At 66.1% G+C, this 15932-nt stretch carries 15 protein-coding genes; 7 read left to right on the top strand and 8 right to left on the bottom strand.

Annotated features, from left to right (window positions below; genetic code table 11):
* The first annotated feature begins 41 nt into the window (after positions 1-41).
* On the top strand, positions 42-1295 hold the full coding sequence (locus tag ACAH01_RS12595; protein WP_372479421.1) for a DNA double-strand break repair nuclease NurA: 1254 nt from the start codon (positions 42-44) through the stop codon (positions 1293-1295).
* Positions 1296-1356: 61 nt separating this feature from the next.
* Here ACAH01_RS12595 and ACAH01_RS12590 read toward each other — a convergent pair whose 3' ends face one another.
* From ACAH01_RS12590 to ACAH01_RS12580, 3 genes are all read right to left on the bottom strand, one after another.
* A complete protein-coding gene (locus ACAH01_RS12590; RefSeq protein WP_372479420.1) occupies positions 1357-2670 on the bottom strand; it encodes a methyl-accepting chemotaxis protein in 1314 nt (437 codons plus the stop codon).
* A gap of 283 nt (positions 2671-2953) precedes the next feature.
* Positions 2954-5035: a prolyl oligopeptidase family serine peptidase gene (locus ACAH01_RS12585; RefSeq protein WP_372479419.1), complete on the bottom strand. Its 2082-nt coding sequence runs from the start codon at positions 5033-5035 to the stop codon at positions 2954-2956.
* Positions 5036-5113: 78 nt separating this feature from the next.
* Positions 5114-5461 (bottom strand): hypothetical protein, encoded by a 348-nt coding sequence (locus tag ACAH01_RS12580; RefSeq protein ID WP_153552599.1) that lies wholly within the window; start codon positions 5459-5461, stop codon positions 5114-5116.
* Positions 5462-5557: 96 nt separating this feature from the next.
* Here ACAH01_RS12580 and ACAH01_RS12575 point away from each other — a divergent pair, with 96 nt between their 5' ends.
* Both ACAH01_RS12575 and ACAH01_RS12570 read left to right on the top strand, forming a co-directional pair.
* Complete coding sequence (locus tag ACAH01_RS12575) at positions 5558-7372, top strand: ATP-binding protein (RefSeq protein ID WP_372479417.1); 1815 nt, start codon at positions 5558-5560, stop codon at positions 7370-7372.
* A gap of 97 nt (positions 7373-7469) precedes the next feature.
* Complete coding sequence (locus ACAH01_RS12570) at positions 7470-7898, top strand: universal stress protein (protein ID WP_372479416.1); 429 nt, start codon at positions 7470-7472, stop codon at positions 7896-7898.
* A 31-nt stretch (positions 7899-7929) separates the two neighbouring features.
* Here the strand turns inward: ACAH01_RS12570 and ACAH01_RS12565 are convergent, their stop codons facing one another.
* A complete protein-coding gene (locus ACAH01_RS12565) occupies positions 7930-8376 on the bottom strand; it encodes a universal stress protein (RefSeq protein WP_153552602.1) in 447 nt (148 codons plus the stop codon).
* Between the two features lie 190 nt (positions 8377-8566).
* On the opposite strand from ACAH01_RS12565, the gene ACAH01_RS12560 reads away from it, so the two are divergent.
* Positions 8567-8980, top strand: coding sequence for a VOC family protein (locus ACAH01_RS12560; protein ID WP_372479415.1), 414 nt, complete (start codon positions 8567-8569; stop codon positions 8978-8980).
* A 390-nt stretch (positions 8981-9370) separates the two neighbouring features.
* Here the strand turns inward: ACAH01_RS12560 and ACAH01_RS12555 are convergent, their stop codons facing one another.
* Positions 9371-10372: a KaiC domain-containing protein gene (locus tag ACAH01_RS12555; RefSeq protein WP_372479414.1), complete on the bottom strand. Its 1002-nt coding sequence runs from the start codon at positions 10370-10372 to the stop codon at positions 9371-9373.
* A gap of 134 nt (positions 10373-10506) precedes the next feature.
* On the opposite strand from ACAH01_RS12555, the gene ACAH01_RS12550 reads away from it, so the two are divergent.
* A complete protein-coding gene (locus tag ACAH01_RS12550; RefSeq protein ID WP_372479413.1) occupies positions 10507-11370 on the top strand; it encodes an NAD(+)/NADH kinase in 864 nt (287 codons plus the stop codon).
* Here the strand turns inward: ACAH01_RS12550 and ACAH01_RS12545 are convergent.
* Complete coding sequence (locus ACAH01_RS12545) at positions 11367-11651, bottom strand: hypothetical protein (RefSeq protein WP_372479412.1); 285 nt, start codon at positions 11649-11651, stop codon at positions 11367-11369. The two genes, ACAH01_RS12550 and ACAH01_RS12545, sit on opposite strands and share 4 nt — an antisense overlap.
* A gap of 172 nt (positions 11652-11823) precedes the next feature.
* Here ACAH01_RS12545 and ACAH01_RS12540 point away from each other — a divergent pair, with 172 nt between their 5' ends.
* Positions 11824-12405 (top strand): response regulator, encoded by a 582-nt coding sequence (locus ACAH01_RS12540; RefSeq protein ID WP_170093725.1) that lies wholly within the window; start codon positions 11824-11826, stop codon positions 12403-12405.
* Here ACAH01_RS12540 and ACAH01_RS12535 read toward each other — a convergent pair.
* Positions 12393-13100: a hypothetical protein gene (locus ACAH01_RS12535; RefSeq protein ID WP_372479411.1), complete on the bottom strand. Its 708-nt coding sequence runs from the start codon at positions 13098-13100 to the stop codon at positions 12393-12395. The genes ACAH01_RS12540 and ACAH01_RS12535 overlap by 13 nt on opposite strands.
* A gap of 52 nt (positions 13101-13152) precedes the next feature.
* Positions 13153-13782 (bottom strand): TetR/AcrR family transcriptional regulator, encoded by a 630-nt coding sequence (locus ACAH01_RS12530; RefSeq protein ID WP_170093727.1) that lies wholly within the window; start codon positions 13780-13782, stop codon positions 13153-13155.
* A gap of 220 nt (positions 13783-14002) precedes the next feature.
* On the opposite strand from ACAH01_RS12530, the gene ACAH01_RS12525 reads away from it, so the two are divergent.
* On the top strand, positions 14003-15931 hold the full coding sequence (locus tag ACAH01_RS12525) for a COG1361 S-layer family protein (RefSeq protein WP_372479410.1): 1929 nt from the start codon (positions 14003-14005) through the stop codon (positions 15929-15931).
* Position 15932 lies beyond the last annotated feature (1 nt).

The raw sequence follows: 15932 nt of genomic DNA, 5'->3' as shown, positions 1-15932 counted from the left end.
GCCGTGACAATTCTTATGACTCGTCGGCGAAAGGCTCGGGTATGACACTCGACCCGGTGCACGTCGACGGGATCGCGCGCCTCGCCGGGCAGATCGAGCAGGGGGTCGACGAGCAGGACCACCGGGACTTCGCCGAGACCGTCTGGCAGGAGTTTCTGGACCCGCTCGTGGTCGACGGCCGGGCGGTGCTGGAGCCGGTCGACGAGCAGCGCCGCCGCAAGGTCGACACGCAGGACGCCGCGCTCCAGGCGACGCCGTTTCCCACCCAGCACGGGCTGGACTCGGGGACGATCAACCCCACGACGTTCAAGAACGGCGTCGTACTGGACGTGGCCCAGGCCGCGATGAGCGCCGTCCCCTCCGACCTGGAATTGCACCGCGGCCGGACGATCGTCATGACCGCCCACTCGAACGACGCCACGGCCAGCCTGACCGAGGACTGGCGGATGGACGACCAGGGGTACGCCCGCCAGCGAGTCCTCCAGACGCCACGGGTCGACCGCTACGAGCAGGACGTGGTCCACGCGCTGGCGCTGTATCTCGCCGAGAGCGAGCACGCGCTCGAACAGGCAGACGTGGTCGACGACCTGCTCGTCCTCGACGGCCCGATCTACCCGACCGGGCTCCTCCAGTGGGCCGACCACGATCCCGAACTCGCAGAGTTGCTCGTCAAGGAGGACGTGCTCGCCGTCGTCGAGAACTACGTCACCCTCGTCGAGACGTTCCTCGATCGAGACGTGCCCCTGATCGGCTTCGTCAAGTCGACCGGCTCGAAGGCGCTGAGCCGGGCCGTCCGCAAGTCACGAGGGCAGGCTCCGTGGGCCAACGACGCCGCCTTCTTCGAGAAGCTGCTCGCCCGCCGCGACGACGACGGCGAACTCCTGACCGACGCACTGACCTGTACGAACTGGTTCCGGTCGCGGCTCGGGACCGATCGCCCGCTCTCGACCGACGGCGACGCGCTGGGGATCGATCGCGAACGCGACCCGGCCGCCTACGAGGTGACGTTCTTCGTCGTCTACGATCCCCGCGAGGACGTGCTGTACCGCGTCGAAGCTCCCTACGGCGTCACCCGCGACGCGGAGACGCGGGACGCGATCACCCGGCAGGTACTCGCCGACGTGGCCGCCGAACGGGGACCGCCGCTGTCGGTCGCCAAGGCCGACGAACTCGCCCGGATCGGGCGCGACGAGAAGGCGGCCCTCCGCGAGAAAATCGAGAGCCAGCTCGACAGCGACCGCCAGCGCGAGTACAACGACGTGCGGTGGGGTGCCGACTTCGAGGAGTTTGGCTAAAGAAGAGCGACCACGAGCCGACACGGACCGCTCTCGCCGGTCCTTGCTCTGGTGGCCCGAACTACATGATCTCTGACAACCGTCGCTCGACGTGCTCGACGTTTTCCTCCAGTTGCTGTGCGTTCTGGTGTTGTGCCTCGTTCGCGTCCGCCACTTCGTCGATCGCCTCGGACACGTCGGCGGCCCGCCCCGCGATTTCGTCGATCATACTGGCGATCTCTTCGGCACTGACCGCCTGTTCGTCGGTCGCGTCTGCGATCTCTGCGATCCCTTGGTCGGTTTCGGTCGTCGCCGAGAGGATCGATCGCTGGTTCTCCAGGACGGTTTCGAGATCAGAGAGGACCTGCTGGATCGCCGCCGTCGTCTCATCAACGTTGCTAGCAGTGTCCTGGGCCATCTCACTGACTTCCATGACGATACGCTCGACCTCGTCTGCGTGTTGTTTCGACTCGTCGGCCAGTTCTTTGATCTCGTCGGCGACGACGGCGAACCCGTCGCTCCCACCGCTACTTCGAGCGGCCTCGATGTTCGCGTTGAGCGCCAGCATGTTCGTCTGGTCGGCGATGTCGTTGATCACCTCGACGAACTCGTCGATCTTCTCGATATGTTCCTGCAGCTGTGTCGTGTCGTCGGCGACCTGCTCGGCGGACGCTGTGGCGGTCTCTGCGCGCTCGATGGTGTCAGAGACCGTTTCGACGGAGTCGTCGGCGAGTGCTCTGGCTTCACCGCTCTGATTGCTCACCTCCTCGGCACTGGAAGCGATCTCTTCGACGGTCGCGCTGAACCCCGACACCTCTGACTGGACCTCTTCGAGGTCGGTCGCCTGTTCGTCGGCCGTACTCTGGATGTCGCTCGACTGCTCGGAGACGGCGTCGGCCGATCTCTCCAGGTCGGTCACCGCGGACTCGACGTCGTTTGCCATCTCTGACTGGAGTTCCTCCAGAGCAGCGCGCTGCTCGACGATCTCACTGAAGTCGAGCAACAGCTCCAGGGCTCCGATCGTGTCGCCGTCGGGGCCGGTCAGCGGGATCGCCACTGCCCGAGCGTGTGCCATCGAACCGTCGGGTCGTTCGGCCGATCGGAAATCGGACTCGCGTACCGGCGTCCCGGTTCGCACGACCTCTTCGGCCAGGGTCTCTGACTCTCCCTCAGTCCCGAACACGTCGTACGCCTCCATCCCGACGGCTTCGCTCGTGGAGAGGCCGAGCATCGCTTCGAGCCGGTCGTTCCAGTGGGTGATAACCCCGTCAGTGTCGACGACGAAGGCTCCCTCCGGAAGGTCCGTCACCAGTGACTCGAACGCGGACAGCCAGAAGTCGTCGCCACTTCCGGAAGACTCCGGAGACAGGTCGTCGATCGTCGCGTGTTGTGCCATTGCTACTGTATCAGGCAATATTTGGGGTAACTGTTGGGGTCCCATTACTGGAAACGATAATAAACTCAATTGCCGTTACAAACGCCATCGGCCGCCAATCTGCCGGACGGATCGTCGGAAATCGACAGAGGGAAAGCTGCGAGTCGCCGGGGCTTCGGTTCGAGCGTGCGGTCCGTGGCAGTTGCGAAACGGCGTTTCACCCAGAGTGGACGAGTGGATTCACAACTGTGCTCGTGGTATGCCAACGACTGCCCATCGATCACGGGGGTCGCTCTCCGGGGACTCACTCCTCGTCGACGCTCCCGGTCAGGCCGGCATCGGGCTCTCGTTCGAGTGCCGGCGGGACCGATCGGTCCGCCGCGTAGCCGTCGAACCAGCGGACGATCCGCTCGATCCGATCGACGACGTGGCCGGGCTGACCGCTCCGGGAGAGTTCGTGGCCCTCGTCGGGATACCGGACGAGGCGCGTGTCGACGCCGTGTTTCCGCAGGATCCGGTGGAAGAGTTCGGCCGAACAGATCGGTGTCCGGTAGTCGTCTTCGCTGTGGAGGACCAGCGTCGGTGTCTCCACCTCGTGTGCGTGGCCCGTCGGCGACTGGGCTTGCAGGAAGGCGGGCTCCTCCCAGGGGGTGGTATCGAAGTCGTCCTCGACCAGCTTGTACGCCCAGTCCGTCGATCCGTAGAAGCTGAGCAGGTCGTAGACCCCACGCTGTGAGACCGCGGCCTCGAACTGGTCCGTCTGACTCACCAGCCAGGCGGTCATGTATCCGCCGAAGCTCCCGCCCGTGACGAACAGCTGGTCTTCGTCGACGGAGGGGCGCTCCGCGACCGTCGCGACGCCGGCCAGCAGGTCGCTGGCCGTGACAGCGCCCCAGTCGCGCTCGATCGCCTGCATGTGTGCCTCGCCGTACCCCGCCGAGCCACGCGGGTTCGACCAGAAGACGACGTAGCCGTTGGCCGCGAGGGTCTGGAACTCGTGCCACATCGTCCCGCTGGTCGTCCACATCGCGTGGGGACCGCCGTGGACCTCGACGGCCAGCGGGTACGACGCTTCGGGGTCGAACTCCGGCGGCGTCAACACCCATCCCTGGCACGTCCCGGCGTCGGTCTCGCCCCCGTCGTCGGCGGAGAAGCGGATCTCTTCGGGCTCCTGGACCGCGTGTGTATCGAGGTAGTCGGCGTTGCACTCGGTGAGTCGCGTCGCTGTCTCGCCGTCGGCGTCGGCGACGAACAGGTCGCCGGGATGGTCCCAGCTACTCTGGACGTACGCGACGCGGTCGTCCCCGACGTCGAAGCCGTCGATCGCCGACCACTCGTCGCGACGCACTCGCTCCGGCTCGACTGCGAGCGGTCGCGGCTCCGCTTCGGGGCTGTCCGTCGCAGCGAGGTCGGCGGCGTGGACTCGCCAGAGCGCCGTCGCGCCTTCGTCTGGCGTCCCGAAGTACAGCGCCCCGCCGTCCGGGTCCCACGTCGGTCTCAGATCAGTGGCGAGCGTCCGGTCGAGGGCTGCGGTGAGGTCGTGGACGGTGTCGGTCTCGTCGAGCAGGTGCAACTCTGTCTGTGCCATCGTCCCCTGCTCCGGATCGGTGTAGGAGAACGCGACGCGTCGCCCGCTGGCCGCGAGCGCCGGCTGGAAGGTCGTCGTCTCGTGGCGCAAGACGCTGTCGCCGCTGTCGAGGTCGTACGCTCTGATCTCCGTCGCCAGCGAGTCGTCGGGGTCGGCCACGTCGGCGTCGCGAGCGACGTACAGCGTGTCATCGTCGCCCCAGGTCGGACTCGCGTGGTCGCGGTCGGCCGTCGTCACGCGCTGGATCTCCGTACCGTCTGCCGTGACGAGGTACACTTGACTCTGTCTGCCGTCGCGGTACTGCTCTGCGGTCCGGTACACCGTCCGGTCGACCACGCGCGGGTCGGGCGTCTCCGGCTCGAATTCGGGTTCGACTTCGAGGTCGCGGTCGGCCTCGCGGTCGGCGTCGGTCACCTGCTGGACGAACGCGATGCGCTCGCCGTCCGGTGCCCAGGCGATCTGGCCGACGCCGCCGACGACGCTGGTGACCTGCGCCGCCTCGCCACCGTCGGTCGGCACCACCCAGAGCTGCTGGCGGTCGTCCGCGGCCCCGCGGGTCGAGACGAACGCGAGGCGGTCGCCGCTCGGGCTCCACCGGGGCTCCGAGTCGATCCCCTCCGAGAGCGTGAATCGCTGCGGCTCGCCGCCAGTGGTGTCGGCGACGTGGACCGTGGCCTCGTACTCGGTGTCGTCGCTGGGCGTCCGCTGGACGTAGGCGACGCGGTCGCCCTCGGGCGAGAGACGTGGCGTCGAAACCTGCGCGAGCTCGTGGAAGTCGGCGGCGCTGATCGGCTCCATACCATCGCCTGTGACTGACAGCCAAAGACAGTGATGGATCCCGTCGAGAATCGCCGTGACACAGCCGGAGCGTTTCTCTCACTCCGCGTGCTCTGGGTCGGACTCCCGGGTCACCGTGATCTCGACCTCGTCGGCGTCGATACCGAGCCTGACGAACTGGGTTCGGACGTGATCTTTCGCCGCTTCGAGGGCCTGCTCGCGGTCCTGAAACCCGCGGGGCATCGGGGACTCGAACGCGATCTGGATCTCTTCGCCACCGATCGTCTGAGTGCTGCCGCCGCTGTCCACTTCGTAGAACTCGTCGCAGATCCAGACGTACGGCGCGTCGTCGTCCGGGCTGCCGGCGAACGCCGGGGCGTCCTCGCCGTCCTCGTAGATCGTGCCCGTCAGCGCCGTCCCACCCGCCGCACCGTGTACCAGAAGCATCGCCGAAACTTGTGTCTCCACTCTCTTCGATATTTCGCTCCCTGCGCCGGCCCGTCGGGGGAAAGGGGTTAGTCGGGGGAGCGACATTGGTCCCGTATGTCTGATCTCGGGGATTTCACGGAGTTCGACGCCGACGACAGCGAGTCGTCGACGGCGACGGAGGGAGCCACGGCCGACGACGCCGACGACGAGGCCTTCGAGGAGATGGACATCGAGCCCAGCGGCCGCGACCGCGGGATCGGCGTCCTCTCGGCCTCGGAGGGGCTGGCGATCTGCGAAGACGAGCGCGAGACCTGCCTGCGGGCGTACGTCACCGTCGGCAACCGCTCGGACGTGCGGATCGGCAAGTACCTGATCGTCCCCTATCCGGACGGCGAGCGGCTGTTCTGTCGGATCTCCGCCCTGGAGTACGCACAGGAGTTCCGGGCCGACGACGCGACGGAGATCCACGCACGGCGGGCCATGCGCTCGGGCGGCATCGACGAACAGGACTTCAAGTTCATGGCGACGCTGGAGCCGGTGGCAGTCCTGTACGGCGACAGCGGGTCGGGGAGCGACGACGAGACGAAACGGCGGATGACCGACCGCGTCCCGAAGCCCGAGACGGTGGTCCGCCAGGCCACCGACAAGAGCGAGATCAAGACCGGGCTGAAGATCCCCGAAGACGGCGTCTTCCTCGGGCATCTCTCGGTCGGCGGCGAGAAGGTCCAGACGGCCGCCGAGCCGCCGACGATCGACTACCGGCTGAAAGACGACTACGAAGCCGGCGATCCGCTGGTCTTCCGGCACACGCTCGTTGCCGGTGGGACGGGGTCGGGCAAGACCCACGGGTCGAAGAACATCCTCCGGCAGTATCTCGCCCAAGACCGCTCGTACCCCATCGAGGCCGACGACCGGACGGTCTCGCCGTGTCTGGTCATGTTCGACCCACAGGACGAGTACGCTCAGATGCACGACGACGGCGACCTCCCGGAGGCGTTCCAGCGGCGCTGCGAGCGCGAGGGGATCGCCTGCGGTGGCCACGAGGACACGACGGCGTTCGTGCCGTCGGTCGAAGGAGCCAGCTACGCGGCCAGCCACCACCGCGCCGAGCAGGTCGAGTTCACCATCCCGTTCTCGATGGTCTACTCGAACCCGTGGCTGATCGCCGGCAGCCAGCTCAACGACAACCAGTACAGCGCCCTGCACTACCTGCTCGATCGCTTCCAGCAGGAGTACGGCGACGGCGGCACCTACGACCAGTTCACGACGTTCCTCGACGACCCCGCGCTCAAGGAAGAACTCGACGAGTCGGGCCGGGTCCACGAAGCGACCTTCGACGCGGTCAAGCGCCGGGCCTACGGCTTCGGCGGCGTCTTCGATCAGGACGCCCGGCCGATCACCGACATGGTCTCGGAGTTCGTTCGGGCCGGCGGGATCAGCGTGGTCCCGACCTACCACATCAACGACTCCCGCTCGAAGACGACGGTCGTGCTGGCGCTGGCCTCGATGCTCGTCGACGAGAAGCTGTCGAACAGCCCGCGCTACGACCGCATCAAGGAGACGCCGCTCATCCTCGGGATGGACGAGGCCCACAACTTCCTGACCGACGCCGACAACGTCCAGGCCCGGAAGGTCATCGGGAAGTTCACCGAGGCCGCAAAGCAGGGCCGCAAGGAGCGCCTGGGTCTGTTCCTCATCACGCAGGACCCCCAGGACATCGCCGATCCCGTGTTCAAGCAGATCAACAGCACCGTCGTCCTGAACCTGGGCGACGAGGACGCCATCTCGGCGGTGAACATCCCCGCGAACCTGGAGTCGAAGGTCCCCTACATGGAGAAAGGCCAGATGGTCGTCTACTCGCCGGACAACTCCGAGCCGGTCGAGATTCAGGGGCTCGCGACCTGCGTGACGAAACACGGGCGCGATTGACATCCTCCCCGCGCTGAAGGGCGGGGGTGTCGGCACACGGGGTAGCTCGCGGCGAAGCAGTCGAAGAGTATAATCCCGTGCCACGACAGTCCCGGACATGGGCAAGCGAATTCTGGTCCCAGTCGACGGGTCCGAGCAGGCAGACACCGCCTTCGAGTTCGCGGTCGAAGAGTTTCCAGACGCGACGATCGTCCTGTTGAACGTCATCAATCCGGCCGAAGCCGGCTACAGCGCACAGGCTTCGATGCCGTCCTTCTCAGAGGAGTGGTACGAACAGCAACAGAGCGCCGCACAGGACCTGTTCGACGATCTGATCGCCGACGCCGCCATCGGCGACCGCGAGGTCGAACGAGCCGTCGAGGTCGGGCGGCCGACCACGGCGATCGTCGACTACGCCGGGGACAACGACATCGACCAGATCGTCATGGGGAGTCACGGCCGCTCGGGAGTCTCACGGATCGTCCTGGGCAGCGTCGCCGAGACGGTCGTCCGACGGGCGAACGTGCCCGTGACCGTCGCGCGGTAGGACGTTCTCGCGGCGTGCGGTGAGCCACCGTTCACGCCGCGTGGCGCACGATGTGTACGTCGTACTCCGGATCTTCCGAGATCGGCGCACCGACGCTACAGACCGGCGTCGACACGCGCCCGGCGTTCTCGCTGCCGATGAACACGATCGAGGCCTCGATCTCGTGCGACACTTCCCGGATCGTCCGGACCACGTCGGTGGTCACGTCCGCCATCGAACTCACGTCCGCGGGCCGCTCGGCGCGGAACGTGGCCGCGGGCGCGATCTCCGTCACCTGTCGCTCGAAGCGGTCGGCGACGGCCGCCGGATCGTACGACTCGCCCTCGTCGATCCAGCCCCGCTCGACCGCGTAGTCGGCGTCGTCGGGGAGCACCGAGAGCGCGAGCACGTCTTGGCCGGTGTACTCAGAGAACTCCACGGCACGTTCGAGGGCGGCCCGTGCGAGATCCGATCCGTCGAAGGGGACGAGCAGCGTCATGTGCGTCGGGTCTCGCGGCGGTCGCTTAACTCTTGGCGAGGTAGTAGCGGGAACGACGGCGGTGCAGTCGTCGACTCCTCTCGCCGTGCCAGCGAGAGCGAGCACGACGCCGCTGGGCGAGAGTGTGCCTCGGGGCGTGTCGTCTTCGTTACGGGGGAACGCTCTTGTCAGGTCGACGTACCCATCACGTATGGGCTACAATCACGGCGATCCCGAACAGGCTGGACAGATCCACCACGTCGAGTTGTGTAGCGCCGATCTCGAACAGTCGATGAAATTTTGGGATTGGCTGCTCGGAGAGTTGGGCTACGAACTGGAAAGCGAGTGGGAGGACGGTCGGTCTTGGAGGAGAGCGGCGACGTACATCGTCCTCAAGCAAGCGACGAAGGCCGAACCGCCGTTCGATCGTACCGCGCCGGGGGCGAATCACCTCGCGTTCCACGCCCGTTCTCGCGAGCAGGTCGACGAACTGACTGACGCTGTGCGCCAAAGAGACGATAGTGCCGTTCTATACGACGAGCAACATCCCTACGCTGGCGGGTATTACGCACTCTACTGTGAGAATCCGGACGGCATGAAAGTGGAGATCGTTGGGCCGGAATGAGTGTCACGTCGTCGTTGCGTGTGTGTCATGCAGTGCGCCTTCGTGATGACCGCTACGAGCGTGCAAACGCGTCACGGCTACGCCGAAAGCCGAGAACGTTCAGAAAAGCGTTCACAACGGATTTTCTCGACGGGGACGATTGCGTGAGTTCTGAACTCGGACCGTTCGCCGGCTGGACTGGCCCGATACGGATGGCCAACGCCGTGGTGAGCGATCGCGGGGTAGTCGCCGGGCGGCGTTGGGACAGATGTCCGCGGCCTCTGGCCGCGGTTCGCTCCGAGCGCACCCTCGGGTGCGACTCGGAGGGTGTTTTTAGCGTAGATTTTTGCAAGGGGGGTTTCCTCGCGAGCCTGCGGCTCGCGAGGAAACCCCCCCGCAGTAAAAAGGTACTTAGAAAATATTTGCCTGCTGGTAGACGCTGATGCCGTCCATCGTGATCTCGTAGGGTTTGGTCTCCCGGGAGTGGTTGGCGTTGCGGATCTTCTGGATTTCGACGGCGAGGCGGGTCTCGCGGGTTTCCGTGCGGACGTACTGGAGGACGAAGACGGCGTCGGTCAGGTACTCGATGATGCCGTGTCGGGAGGCGTAGGGGTTGTCCTCGCTGGCCTCGGAGGTGAGCATCGTCGTGACACCGGCGTTCTTCAGCGAGCGGGTGAAGTCGAACACTTCAGTCCGGCGCTTGGCCTGGTCGTCGTACATCATCTCCAGCAAGGACACCGAGTCGAGTACGAGCCGGTCGGCGTCGAACTCCTCGATCAGCGCCGGGAGTTCCCCGCGGATGTTGTCGAGGCTGTTTGCCATCTCGACCGGGTCGAGGTCGACGATGGCCAGCTGGCCCGTGTCCTCGTAGTGTTCGAACTCCCAGCCCCGTTCCTCGGCGGTGGCGATGATGGCTTCGCGGCTCTGTTCGAGCGTGATGAACACGGCGTTGTCGCCCTGTTCGAGGCCGTGGTGGAGAAACTGGAGGCCGAAGGTGGTCTTCCCGGTCCCGGCAGAGCCGATGGTGACGATGAGGTGGCGTTCGGGGATGCCACCCTGGATCATCTGGTCGAGGCCGTCGATGCCGAGGTCGATCCGCGGGATCTCGGACTCGAAGTCTTCGTCCTCGAACCCCTCGGAGTCGTCGCTCGGGTCGCCGGCCGAGGCGAACGCCGACTCGAAGTCGTCGTCGAACAGCGAGCCGTCGTCCTCGTCATCGAAGGGACTTGCCCCGTCGGTACCGCCGTCGAAGGGACTGGACCCGGCGGCTTCGTCCGGCGAGTCGTCCCCGTCGAAAGGGCTGTCGCTGTCGGCGTCTGCTTCGAAGGCGCTGTCGCTGTCGGCGGGCTCTGACTCGCCGTCGTCGGACTCGTCGACGGCGCTCTCGAACCAGTCGTCGTCGTCTTCACTCATGGCGTGATCGAGCCCCGGTGGCCGTCATACGCGCCCGTTTTTACCCGAACGGATTAACCTTACCGCCGACGTTATCACCTGCGAACATTGGCGTGTGGACGGGTTTATGTACGCGCCGCCGAAAACCCGGGACGATGAAGGTCGGGATCGTCGCCCAGCGATCGAACCGACGGGCGACTGCGCTCGCGACGCAGCTGTTCGAACGACTGCACGACGGAGAGACGACCGTCGTCTTCGACGAGACGACGGCGGCGGCCCTGTCGGCCGACGAGAGCCGCTGGCCGGACGGGCAGACGGCGACGCCGACGGGCCGTGGCGTCGACGAGATGGACGGCTGTGATCTGGTGGTCAGCATCGGCGGCGACGGCACCTTCCTGTTTGCCGCACGGGGGGCCGGATCGACGCCGATCCTGGGCGTCAACCTCGGCGAGGTCGGCTTTCTGAACGCGGTCGCCCCCGACGAGGCGGTCGAGACCGTCGTCGAGGAGGTCCGCCGAATCCGCGAGACCGGGAACGCGCGGACTCGAACGGTGCCCCGGCTTCGGGCCACCGGTGAGGACTGGACGCTCCCGCCGGCCCTCAACGAGATCGTGATACAGGGACCACAGCGCGGTCACGGCGGCGGTGCGGGGTTCGAGGTTCGCGTGGACGGGGCACTGTACACGAGCGGTCGCGCGGACGGCGTGCTCGTCGCGACGCCGACCGGCTCGACGGCGTACAACCTGAGCGAGGACGGGCCGCTGGTCCATCCCGCCGTCGACGGACTCGTCGTCACCGAGATGGCGGGCGAGGAAGCGATGCCACCGCTGGTCGTCGACGACAGCAGCGAGATCACAGTGCGTATCGAGAGCGGTGCCGAGAGCGTCGTCGTCAGCGACGGCCGAGTGAGAGAGGCCGTCGCGCCACCGTCACAGGTGACTGTCGCTCGCGCGAGCGAGTCGGTCAACATCGCCGGGCCACAGCGCGACTTCTTCGCCGCGCTCGGGAAGTTGGCCTAACGGCGGCCGACGGCGTAGATCACGGGCGCGACGACGAGCAGTCCCAGTCCGACGAACTTGTACATCGCGACCGTCCCGAGCAGGCTGCCGGCGGCCGGTTCGAACATGCCACCGGGCAGGATCAGGAACAGCAGGCCAAACGAGAGCAGGTGGAGCCCGAGCGCTTTGTTCGACCGCTGCAGAAAGATCCCCACCGCACCGAGCACAGTCACCAGCAGCAACACGTCACCGAGGTTGTAGTTCAACAGGAGGCTGTCGACGACTTGCAGTGGCGTGAACATCCTTGTTCGGATTTTCGCCGTGAGGTAATCTTTAAACTTCCGTTCCGCGAGAGCCACCGGACGAGGCGGCCCCACGACGGCCGTCCGGGATTTTTTCAAGCAGAGCGGGCCAGAATCGAGCGAGGGCGGACGACAAACAAATATATGCACGCGGCTACCAATGTTGAACCTAGTGTCAGAGTCAACTGAGGATGCCACCGTCCTCGTCGTCGACGACGAGAAAGAAGTCGCCGACGTGTACGCGCTGCGGTTGCGTGACGAGTTCGACACCGAGACGGCTTACGGCGGCGAGGCGGCACTGGACGCCATTGGGGATGGTGACGGCATCGACGTGGTGTTGCTCGACCGGCGGATGCCGGGAGTCTCTGGTGACGAGGTGCTCCAGACCATCAGAGAACGCGGCGTCGACTGCCGAGTGATCATGATCACGGCGGTCGATCCGGACTTCGAGATCATCGACATGGCCTTCGACGACTACCTCTGTAAGCCGATCGAGAAAGACGATCTCGTCGCCGCGATCGAACAGCAGCTCACGGCGCGACGGTACGACGACCAGCTGACCCAGTACCTCGAAGCGACCTCGAAGCTCGCGCTGCTCGAAGCCGAGAAGACGGCACAGACGCTCGACGGCAACGAAGACGTGGCTCAGCTACGAGAGCGCATCGAAGCGCTGAAAGACGAGATGGACGACACGCTCGGCGAGTTCGACGACATCGAGCGGGCGTTCAAAGAGATCGGCCGTCATCCGGGCTGATCGCTCGCGCGGGGCGTGTACACGAGATAGCCGTCGTCGCCGCTCCCGACCGTCCGGACTCTGAACGGTCGCGCGCCGTCGGCCGCCTCGCAGGTCACGATCGTATCCAGTCCCGTGCCGTCGGCGACCGCCGCGACGATCTCGTCGGTGTCCCCGCCGGCCAGTACTGCCTCGGCCAGCGGTGCGTCGGCGACGGCGTCGGCCGGCACGTCGAACGTCTCGACGTAGGCCCCATTGGCGGCGCGGACGACCGGCCCGTGCCCGTCGTCGACGACGTAGAGGACCGGATCGGGATGGTCGTCGAACAGGTCTGCGGGCGTCGGAGTGGGCCGTCGCGGTTCCCGTTCGACGGTCATCGTCTCGTCGACTGGCTCTCCGTCGCCCGTCGCGGCGTAGTTGGTCACGACGCCGATGCCGCCCCCGAGTGCGGTACCCAGGCCCACCGCGCCAGACATCGCGAGCGGGACGCCCAGGAACGCGACCGCGACGTAGCCGATCGCCGCCCCGGAGAGAGCGCCGACGACGATGCCGACGAGGAGTCCGCCGACGCCACGGAGCCGCCGTGTCCCGGCGGCGACCAGCAGTGTCGCGACGGCGATGTCCTCTGTGACCACACCGGTGGCCGCGAGGCCGACACAGACGAGTGCGACGGCGCTCACCACCAGACGCTGACCGCGTACACCTACCCCCGTCATCGTTTCGTCACTACTCGGCAGACGGTAAAACAGTGTCTCATCGGCGATGCGGTCAGGCGTCGGTCCGGAGCAGCGACTCCTGTACGTAGTCGTCGAAGGCAGCCAGCACTGCCTCCGAGGGATCGTCGTCTCTGGTCGACTGTCGGAACGTCTGGCCGGCGACGAGCGTCGAGACGAACGTCGCGGTCTGTTCGGGATCGACGTCTCTGAAGACGCCGGTGGCGACGCCTTCCGCCACGATATCGGCGATCTGCTGCTCGAAACCGCGGTCGACCTCGGTGAACTTCTCGCGGATCGTCTCGTCCTGGACGGCCTGTGCGCGCAACTCGACGTAGGTCCCCAGTACTGTCGTCGTGGGTGAGTCCTCGGAGACTTTCTGGGCAGTCGTCGGATCGAGAATGAGACGGACGAACGTCCGGAGGTTCGTCTCGGGGTCGTCACCGGCCTCCAGCGAGAACACGCGGGTGAACTCTTCGAGGATGAAGTCGACGAACGAGGTCAGCAGGTCGTGTTTGTCGTCGTAGTGGTGGTAGAACGTCGACTTGCTCAGATCTGCCTCGTCGGCGATCCGCTGGATCGAGAGGCCGGCGTAGCCGTACTGCTTGAGCGCACAGTACGTCGCACGCATGATCGCCTCCCGCGAGTCGTCGGGGTCGCCCGGAAAGGGCGTCTCCGGAGCCATACCGAACGAATATTCGGTCGGCTTGGTAAGGGTTTCGGTGAGCGTAACAGCGATAGATTGATATGCTACCGAACGTTCGTTCGACACGAATGCCCGAACGATCGTTCGAGAGCGCTCGACGGCGAGCGTCGGCCGGCCGCCACGCTCTCTTCTGTGCTCTGTGGCGCTCATCGGCCCGCCGCGACACGGCATCTCGAACGGTCTGGAGGGCCAGAAACTCATGAACGGACGCACCCTTCTTCCGATAGCCGTCGTTGTATTGCTCGTCACGTCGGGACTCGCCACCGCAGCGGTCACCGGCAGTCCCGATATCAGCGTTCACGTGGCCGACGACACCCTCGCACCCGGCGAGGAGTCGACGCTCGACGTCGTCCTCGTCAACAGCGGCGACCTCGACTCGGGGTCGGCGCGAAACCCTGCGCTCAACGGCGAGGTGACGACCGCTCGTGGAACGACCGTCAGTGTCGACAAAGGGAACGCGCCGCTGACGGTCAAGACAGACGAGCAGGCCGTCGGGTCGCTCCCCGAAGGATCGACGCGCGAGCCGCTTCCCTTCGCGGTCTCCGTTCCGGACGACGCCGAGCCCGGCACCTACGACGTGCAGGTCACCGTCGAGTACGACTACTACAGCTACGTCTCGGAGGCGTCGGGCTCGCGAGACCGCGAGTCCGAGACCCGGACCTACGACGTGCAGGTGAACATCGAGGAGTCGGCCCAGCTCGACGTCACTGACGTGGACACGACGACGCGAGTCGACGGGACCGGCACCGTCGAACTCACCGTCGAGAACAACGGTTCGGTGGCGGCCCGAGACACGACCCTCACGCTGGCCTCGCCCAGCGCCGACCTGACGCTCGGTCAGTCCGCGAGCGCGGAACGATACGTCGAACAGTGGGAGCCAGACGAGGAACGAACCTTCACCTACCGCCTGAGCGCCGCCCGAACCGCCGAGTCCGAGCCGTACCCGTTCACGCTGACGGCGGATTACGAACTCGGGAACGGCGAGTCACGCACGACCCAGCCGGTCACCGTCGAAGTGACGCCGGAGCCAGAACAGGAGTTTACCGTCAGCTCGATCGACAGCAGCGTCCCCGTCGGCGACAGCGGTGACTACACCGTCACGCTTCGCAACGACGGGTCGGAGACGCTCACGGACGCCTCGGTTCAGGTGACCTCGAAGAACGCCGACATCACGTTCGGCCAGTCGAACAGCGCCAGCCAGTACGTCGACGAGTGGGAATCGGGCGAAGAACGGACCCTCACGTTCGACGCTCGGGCCGGTGACGGTGCCGAGCGGCGCAACTACACGGTCGACGCGACGGTCGAGTACGATCGACCGGACGACTCCGCTACCCATCGACAGGACGTGTCGCTGTCGCTGCGGCCGGTCGCCGAGCAGACCTTCGCCGTCGACAACGTCGACGCGGACCTGGAAGTCGGTGACGACGGGACGCTGTCTGCCGAGTTGACCAACACCGGCCCCCGCACCGCCGAAGACGTCGTCGTAGTGTGGGCCAGCGAGCAGCGCAACGTCGATCCGATCGAAACGGAGTACTCGATCGGGAACCTCGGCGCGGGCGAGTCCGCGTCGTTCGACTTCGACGTGGACATCAGTGACAGCGCCCGCAGCGGCCCCCGACAGTTCACGCTCCAGACGCGCTACAACAACGACGACGACGAGCAGCGCACCGGCGACTCGATGAACGTCCGTGCCGAGGTCGCGCCCGAGCGCGACGAGTTCGACGTGGCCATCCGGAGTGCAAACGTCTCCGCCGGCGACGGAACGGAGATCGTCGTCGAGATCACGAACGCAAAGAACCAGACGCTCAGCGACATCAATGCCAAGATCTTCGCGGACTCGCCGATCTCCGCCAACGACGACGAGGCGTTCGTGGACGAACTCTCACCGGGCGAGTCCCGGGAGCTCACCTTCTCGATCAGCGCGGGCGGCAGTGCGCTCTCGAAGCCCTATCCCGTCTCGATGGACTTCCAGTACGACGAGGCCGACGGTGACACGGTCACCTCGGACACGTACAACATCCCGGTCGAAGTCGAAGAATCCGGCGGCGGCGGTTCACCGCTCGTGTTGATCGGTGTCGCGGTCGTCCTGATCGTCGCTGCCGTGGGCGGCTACGTTCGGTTCCGATAGC

The sequence above is a fragment of the Halomicrobium sp. HM KBTZ05 genome, from assembly GCF_041530035.1.
GTDB lineage: Archaea > Halobacteriota > Halobacteria > Halobacteriales > Haloarculaceae > Halomicrobium.
The sequence above is the reverse complement of the archived record's forward strand: the minus strand, read 5'-3'. Positions and strand labels throughout refer to the sequence as shown.